The sequence below is a fragment of the Roseomonas sp. CECT 9278 genome, from assembly GCF_918698155.1.
Classification (GTDB): Bacteria; Pseudomonadota; Alphaproteobacteria; order Acetobacterales; family Acetobacteraceae; genus Neoroseomonas.
In genome coordinates this window covers 1-8,252 of record NZ_CAKKLX010000056.1, presented here as the reverse complement: position 1 = coordinate 8,252, position 8,252 = coordinate 1, and the positions used below count along the sequence as shown (strand labels likewise).

Here is an 8,252-nt window from a genome sequence, read left to right as displayed (position 1 = left end):
TTCAGATCTCGCCTTCGTCCTGGTCGCGGCCGAGCATGTCGATCTCCGCCGCCAGGCCGGCGACGGAGGGCGCACGGAACACCGCATCGAGCGGCAGCGCCACGGCGAAGCGCGCGCGCAGCCGCGCCACCAGCCGGCTGGCCAGCAAGGAATGGCCGCCCAGGGCGAAGAAATCTTCCTCCGGCCCGGGTGCGGCGGCGCCGAGCAGCTCGGCGTAGAGCGACGCGACGGCCTGTTCGGTCGCGCTCATGGCACGCGACGGCGCGGGCGTCGCCGCGGGCAACGACGCCGCCAGCGCGCGCCAATCGATCTTGCCCACGCTGGTCAGCGGCAGCGCCGCGACGCGATGGATCGCGGCCGGCAGCATCCAGTCGGGCAAGGCGGCCGCGAGATGGGCGCGCAGTGCCGTCGCATCCCAGTCCGACGCCGGCGCGGCGGGCATCGAGGCGAGGCGCGCAGGTTCGGCATCGACCGGCGGCAGCGTGAGCAGCGACCCGGCAGCGCGGCTGAAGGCGGCGTCGAGCGTGGCGCCCTCGCCCGGCGCCACGGCCACATGCCAGCCCGGCGGCAGCAGCGCGCGCAGCGTGGCGGGGGTGAAGCCGTCGGTGGCATCGACCTGCCGCGCCGCCCGCGCGGTCGCGCCGGCCAGCACCGCACCCTGGCGCCGCACCGCGCCGGCTGTCCGTGCATCGGGCAGTCCGCGCAGCGCGAAGGGTACGCCGCGGTCAAGCAGTGCCGCGATGGCCGCCGCGTCGCAGCCGGCCCCATCATGCCAGGTGGCCGGGGCTGCGCCCGGCGCGCTGCCGCCGGCCTTGGTCAGCACCGCGGTGAAGCGTGTGCGCGTCAGCTCGTTCGCGGCATCGAAGCCCTGCGCCGCGATCGCCACCTGCGCCAGCTCCGGCAGCCGCCCCTGCAGCGCCGCGAAGAAGGACGGGTCGAGATGCAGCTCCGCATCCGCGCGCGCAATGGCGGCGACGGCGGCGCGCAGCGTGTCGGCGGTCGCCTCCGGCGCCGCGCGGGCCAGCGCGATCTCGGCATGCAGAAGGTCGCGGCGGCGCAGGTTGCGCAGGTCCGCCAGCACCACGCGCCCGCCCGGGCGCAGCTGGCGCATCGCCTGGTCCAGCACGCGCAGCAGATAGGCCGCATCCGGAAAATACTGCACGACCGAGCTCAGCAGCACGACGTCGAAGCCGCCCGGCAGCCCGTCCAGCGCATCTGCCGCGCGCGGCTCCAGCCGCACATTTGTCCAGCCGAGGCGATCGACCTGCGCGCGCACCTGCGCCTGCGCCGCGGCGCTGATCTCGAGGCCGAGATACGCCTCGACGCGCGGCGCGATGGCATACAGCAGCATGCCGGTGCCGTGCCCGATCTCGAGCACGCTGCGCGGCGCGCCGTTCAGCGCATGGCCCACCACCTCTGCCGCCCAGGCGCGCATCTCGGCCTCGGGGATCGGCGCGCCGGTGGCGCTGTCGCGCCAGCCCGCCGTGTTGAACAGCGGGTCCGCGCTGGCTTCCGCCGGCACGTAGATGCGCTCGTCGAACACCGCCGCCCAGTCCGCGACGCGGCTGCCGGCATCGGCATCGGCGGCGGCGCGCGGCACGGCATAGGCGACCAGGCGCCGGCCGGCCGGCCCGTCCTCGACCGCGACAGCGGCCTCGGCGACGGCGGGATGGCGGCGCAGCACGGCCTCGACCTCGGCGGGTTCGACGCGAAAGCCGCGGATCTTGGCCTGGCGGTCGAGCCGGCCGAGAAATTCCACCGCGCCATCCGGCCGCCGCCGCACCAGGTCCCCGCTGCGATAGAGCCGCGCGCCCGGCACCGTGGCGAAGGGGTCGGGGCGGAAGCGGTCGGCCGTGGCGTCCGGCGTGCCGAGGTAGCCGCGCGCGACACCCTCGCCCGCCACCAGCAATTCGCCGGGCACGTCGACCGGCGCCTCGATGCCCGGCGCACCGCGTTCCACCACATGCAGCCGCGTGCCGCGCACGGGCCTGCCGATCGGCAGCGTGAGTGCGCCGTCGGGCACCGCGTCGATTTCCTGCCAGGAGGCAAAGGTGGTGGTTTCGCTCGGGCCGTACATGTGCAGCAGGCGCCGCGGCGCGCCTTCGGCCAGGATGCGCTTCACCAGCGCGGGGTTGCAGGCCTCGCCGCCGAACAGCAGCGTGTCGAGCGTGGCGAAGGCGTCGGGCGTCTCCTCCGCCGCGCGGTGCAGCAGCGCGGTGGTCACGAAGGCGGTGGTCACCGCGCCGTCGCGCAGCGCCGCCGCCAGCGCCTGCGGGTCCAGCACGGTGTCGTGGTCCACCACCACCACCGTCGCGCCGTTCAGCAGCGTGCCCCAGACCTCGAAGGTGGTGGCGTCGAAGGCGGGGCTGGCCATGTGCGCGACGCGCTCGTGCTGGCGGATCGCGATGTAGTCGGTGTCGACCACCAGCCGCGCCACCGCCGCCTGGCGCACCGCGCTGCATTTCGGCGTGCCGGTCGAACCGCTGGTGAAGGCCAGGTAGGCGATGCGTTCCGCGCCGAGGCCATCATCCGGCGGCGGCGCATCGGCCTCACCGGCATCCATTCCGTCCAGCAGGACCGCCGCGCCGGCCGCGCTCAGCGCCGCGTCGCGCCGGACCGGCGGCCAGGATGGATCGAGCGGCAGCAGCGCGCCGCCCGCCTTCGCCACCGCCAGCGTCGCGACGATGCTGGCGATCGACCGCGGCAGCGCCATCGCCACCGGCGTCTCCGGCCCGACGCCGCGCTCGCGCAGACGCCAGGCGAGCGCATTGGCGCGCCGATCCAGCGCGGCGTAGCTCACCGCCTCGCCATGATGCAGCACCGCCGTGGCCGTGGGGTCGCGCGCCAGGGCACGGGCGAACAGCGCCGGCAGCGTCGCGGCCGCGACAGGCGCGGCCGGCGGGTTCCAGGCGCGCGGATCGGACAGCGGCAGCGTCGCCGCCGTCGCCGCGGGCGTCGAGATGCCGGCGGCAAGCAGCGCCTCCAGATGCGCCGCCATCGCGGCGATGCGGTCGGCGTCGAGGCGGTCGGCGTCGTAGATCAGGCCGCCCTCGATGCTCTCCCCGTCGCGCCAGGCATGGCATTCCAGGTCGAAGCGCGCGGCGGTCTCGGCGATGGACAGGTCGCCGATGGTCAGGCCGGGTGCGAGCGCGGGCAAGCGGAACGGCGCCTGCCAGGCGAACATCGCCTCGAAGACCGGGTTGCGGGCGAACAGGCGTTCGGGCTGGGCGCGTTCGACGATGCGCTCGAACGGGATGTCCTGCGCGGCCATGGCCTCCGCCACCGCCTGCTGCACGCGCGCCAGCGCCTCGGCGAAGGTGGGGCGGCCCGAGAGGTCGGCGCCGATCACCAGCGAATTCACGAAGAAGCCGACCAGCGATTCGGTCTGCGCGCCGTCGCGCCCGGCGATCGGGCAGCCCACCACCGGATGCGGCGCATCGCCGTGCCGCGCGAGCAGCAGCAGGAAGCCCGCCAGCATCACCGTGAAGGGCGTGGTGCCACGCGCCTGTGCGAAGGCGACCAGCCGCGCCGACATGTCGGCCGCGAAGGCGAAGCGGTGCACGCGGCCCTGCCGCGGCCGCCCGGCCTCGGCCACCCGGTCGGGGCGCAGGCGGAAGGCGGGCAGCGCGGCGACCTGGCGCGCGCGTTCGACCAGCCGCGCCTCCTGCGCCGCCAGCCGCGCGGGGCTGCGCTGCCAGGCCGCGACATCCCCATACTGCACGGCCAGCGGCGGCAGCGGCGCGGCCAAGCCCGCGGCAAAGGCGGGATACAGCGCCGCGAGTTCGCGCCCCAGCACGCCGATCGACCAGCCATCGAAGGCGATGTGGTGCACCGCGATGGCCAGCACATGCCGATCCGGCGCCGTGCGCCACAACCGTGCGCGCAGCAGCCGTCCCTGCGCCAGCGCGATGGGTTCGGCGGCGAAGGCGGCGGCCTGCGCGGCGGCGTCCACCGGCGTCGCGTCGTGGCAGTCGAGCGGCACGGGATACGGCGCGCCTTCCTGCTGCACCGGTTCGCCCGCCACGTCGTCGAAGCGCGTCCGCAGCACGGCATGGCGCTGCACCACCGCCTCGATCGCGCGTTGCAGCGCGGCGGAGTCCAGCGCGCCCTCCAGCACCGCCAGCAGCGGGATGACATAGCCGCTGCCGGTATGGCCCAGCCTGTCGAGGAACCACAGCCGCCGCTGCGCGAAGGACAGCGGCAGCGGCGCATCGCGCGGGGCAAGCGGGATGCCGCCGCTGCTGCGCGCCTGCAGCAGCCGGCTGAGCAGCGCGCGGCGGTCCTCCGCGGCGCTCATGCGGGGGACTCCGCCAGGGCACGCAGCGCGGCCTCGACCTCGTCGTCCGACATGGCGGCGACATCGGCGGAAATGCCGGTCGGTGCGCGCAGCGCGTCGATTTCGGCGGCCAGCGCATCGGCGCTGGCGCCGCCAACCAGCCGGGCCAGCGGCAGGTCCACGCCGAAGGCCTCGCGGATGCGGTTGCGCAGCGCGATCGCCATCAGGCTGTCGAAGCCATAGCCGGCCAGCGGCGCGGCACGGTCGGGCAGCGCCGGCATGCCGAGCACCTGCGCGGCGAGCGCGGCCACCATCTCGGGCACGCCGGCGCCCTGCGGGAGGGCGGGCGCGACGGCGGCGGATGGCGCGACCATTTCGCGCAGCAGCGGCGCCGCACCGCCGCGCGCCGCGGCGAAGGCCGCCCAATCCACCGGCAGCACCATCGCCTGGGTGGCATCCTCGGCTAGCAGGCGGTCCAGCACATCGAGCGCCTGCGCCGCCGCGAAGCCCGTCACGCCGGGCAGTGCGACGCCGCGCGCGGCGGCCGCGCCGGTCGCCGCCCAGGCCCCCCAGTCGATCGCGAGCGCATGCAGCCCCTGTGCGCGGCGCTGCCAGGCCAGCGCATCGAGCGTGGCGCTGGCCGCCGCGTGGTTGGCCTGCCCCGCATTGCCCAGCACGCCGGCCACCGAGGAGAACAGCACGAAGCGATGCGCCGGCAGGTCGCGCGTCGCGGCATCAAGGTGCAGCGCGCCGCAGGCCTTGGGCGCCATCACGCGCGCCAGGGCGCCGGGCGACATGGCGTGGATGGCGGCATCGTCCAGCACGCCCGCGGCGTGCACCACGCCGGCGAGGCGCGTGCGCGCGGTGATGGACGCGACCAGCGCGGCGACATCGGCTTCGCTGGCGACATCGGCCTGCGGCAGCGCGACGCTCACGCCTGCCGCGCGCAGCCGGGCGGCCAGCGCGAGCGCCTCCGCCGACGGTGCCGAGCGCGCCGCCAGCACCAGCTCCGTCACGCCCTGCGCGGCCAGGTGTTCCGCCACGGCCAGGCCCAGCCCGCCGCGGCCGCCGGTGATCAGCCAGGCGCCGTCGGCCGTCGGCGATGCGATCGCGGCCTGCGGCCAGGGCCGCCGTTCCAGCCGCTGCACCAGGCGCTCGCCGTCGCGCCAGGCGGTGCGGTCTTCGTCGTCGGCCTGCGCCAGCGCGGCGCGCAGCGTGGCGAGCGGGTCGGGATCCCGCGGGTCGAGGTCGAGCAGGCGGCACGGCGCCTCGGGCTGTTCCAGCGCCGCCACCAGGCCCAGGCCCCACAGCGGCGCGCCGGCGATCTGCGGCAGCGCTTCGCCGGCCCGTGTCGCGACGGCGCCGCGCGTGACCAGCCAGACAGGTTGCCGCTGCTCGGCGGAATCGCGCAGCAGCGCGAGCGCATCCGCCGCCGCCGCCTGCACATCCGCGGCGTCGCGGTCGAGCGCGCGCAGGTCGAGCACGGCCGAGGCCTCCTGCGCCCCGCCGAAGGCCGCGCGCGCGGCCTGCGCCAGCGGGCCGTCGCCCAGCACGCGGGCGCGGATGGCCGGCGGTGGCCGGCGCGCGACGATCACCGCCTGGTCGAGCAGCAGCGCCTCGGGCGGGCGCAGCGTGGTGGCATCCGCAAGGCCAGCGGCGGTCAGCGCCGCTTCCCAGGCCGGCGCCGCGAGCAGCGGATGGTCGTGCCGCAGCGCATCGTCGAAGCGCCACCAGCCGGGCGTCAGGCCGAAGGTCGCATCGACCCAGGGCGCGGGCGCCGTCGCCTCCAACAGCGCGATCCAGCCGCCCGGCGCCAGCAGGCCCGACAGATGGGCAAGGCTGGCCGGGATGTCGCGGCAGGCATGCAGGGCATTGGCGGCGACGATGATGTCGAAGCGCGCATCGCGCAGGCCCTGTTCGGCGGGCGCGCGCTCGGCGTCGAACACCGCGGTGCGGATGCCCGGGAAGCGGTCGGGCGCGGCCGCCAGCAGCGCCGGCGAGACATCCGTGAACAGGTAGTCGGCATCGGCGGGCAAGGCCTCGCGCAGCGCGGCCGTGGTGCCGCCGGTCCCGGCGCCGACCTCCAGCACGCGCAGCCGGCGCCCGGCCGGCCATTGCGCGGTCGCCGACCGCAGCAGGCCGGCGAGCATGCCGTTCATCCGGCGCGCCGATGGCGCCTCGGCATAGAGATGCGCGGCGGTGTCCCCGGCGAACAACAGCGGCAGCGCCTCGGCCTCGCCGCGCAGGATGGCCGGCAGCGCATCGCCGCAGCGCGCCAGCAGCGCGATTTCGGTCGCCGCCTCGGGATGCGCGGCGATGGCTTCCGCGGCGAGTTGCGCGGCGGGACGCGGCGCCGCTTCGGCCAGCTGCGCGAGGCGCCGCGCCGCACGGGTGCGGTCAGGGGCAGGCGGCGTGGCGGCGGCCTCGGCGGCATAGGCGCGCGCCAGCCGGTCGAGCGCGGCCCGCGCGGGCGCGAGGGCGGGCATCGCGGGGTCGGGCGCCGGCGCTGTCGCGACCTGTGCGGGCGCCGGCAGGATCGCGGCCGGGGCGGCGACCCAGCGCGGTTCATAGAGCCACGCCTCGGGCGCCACGGCGGCGAAGGGCGTCGGCTGCGCGAGGATGTCCAGCGCGGCCTGGCGCAGCGTCGCGGCGTCCTCGTCGGTGCGGCGGGCGGAGAACAGCAGGTAGCGCGCGCCGCCCTCGCGCAGCAGCCGGCCCAGCCGCACGAAGCCGCGGAAGGCGTCCTGCACCGCGTCGCGCCGCGCCACCGGCAGGTCGGCGCCGATCCGCGCGACATGCGCCTCGATGCCCGGGTCGTGCAGGAAATTGGCGATGGCGGGGCTGACGCAGGTGGCGTCCTCCAGCCGCAGGCCGGCGGAAGCGAGCCAGCCGGCCCAGTCTTCCGCGGCGGGCAGGTCCGACAGGGTCTTGCCGTCGGCGATCGCCGCGCCGGTCGCCATCAGGTCGGCCAGGACCAGGTGCCCGCCGGGCGCGATCGCCTGGCGCAGATGCGCGAACAGCGCGGCCGGGTCGGCCATGTGGTGCACGGCCTCGAAGCCCAGGACCAGGTCGAAGCGTCCGTCGGGCGCGTGCTGCGTCGAATCGCGGTGATGCACGGTGACGCGGTCGCCGACGCCGCGCGATGCCGCGAGGCGCGCCGCGACCTCCGCCTGGCGGGCCGAGGCGGTGTGGCCGACGGCCTCGATGCGCGGATACCGCCGCGCGAGCGCGACCAGGTCGCCGCCATAGCCGCAGCCCAGGTCGAAGACGCGCCGCAGCGCGGATAGGTCGACCCGCCGCAGCGCCAGCCGGCGCAGGCGGCGCTGCGCTTCCAGCATCAGGTCGAGATGCGCGGGGTTGGCGCCCGGGTCGCGGATGGCTTCGAGCCAGGAGAAGCCGGGCACGATCTCGGGGAAGGGCGCGTAGGTCAGGTGCAGGTCGACCGACGGGTCGGCCAGGCCGCGTTCGGTCAGCGCGGCATAGGCCTGGGCGAGGTCGTCGTAGAAGGCGCCGACCGCCTCGGCGCGGGTCGTGCCGGCGCGCAGCGGGTGGGCGCGGTCGTCCCAATGCCGTTCCCTCGCCCAGACATACGCTGGCAGGTTGATGTGGTGCGGGCTGTCGGTGGCGCTGTCCCAGTCGATGGTCGTGCCGTGGGTCCACAGGCTGGCGGTGGTGCGCTGGATGCTTTGCGCCTCGTCCGTGTCGCGCGCGATCGAGGGCAGTGTCGACAGCCCCGGCAGGATCCGCCGGTTCAGCCCCCCCAGCACCGGCTGCGCGCCGATCTCCAGCGCCACCACGCCGCGCGCCCCGCTCGCCGCCGGCGCTGCCGCGGCAATGCCCGCTGCCGATGCCGCCGGCGCTGCCGCGGCAATGCCCGCTGCCGATGCCGCCTGCGCACCCTGCCCACCGCCCGCGCCCCCGGCCCAGCGCACCGCCGCCGCCAGCGCCTGCGCATACCGCACCCGACCCCGCAGGT

At 76.4% G+C, this 8,252-nt stretch carries 2 protein-coding genes; both read right to left on the bottom strand.

The genetic code is table 11. From position 1 onward, the window contains the following. Nucleotide 1: 1 nt before the first annotated feature. Nucleotides 2–4,297 (bottom strand): non-ribosomal peptide synthetase, encoded by a 4,296-nt coding sequence (locus LQ222_RS23105; RefSeq protein WP_230169231.1) that lies wholly within the window; start codon nt 4,295–4,297, stop codon nt 2–4. Beyond that, a partial coding sequence (locus tag LQ222_RS23100; protein WP_230169230.1) for an SDR family NAD(P)-dependent oxidoreductase occupies nt 4,294–8,252 on the bottom strand: 3,959 nt, incomplete at its 5' end. The genes LQ222_RS23105 and LQ222_RS23100, both read right to left, overlap by 4 nt.

Coding starts and splice junctions, on each gene's coding strand:
- LQ222_RS23105 (WP_230169231.1), bottom strand. CDS start 4,297: ATGAGCGCCGCGGAGGACCGCCGCGCGCTGCTCAGCCGGCTGCTGCAG.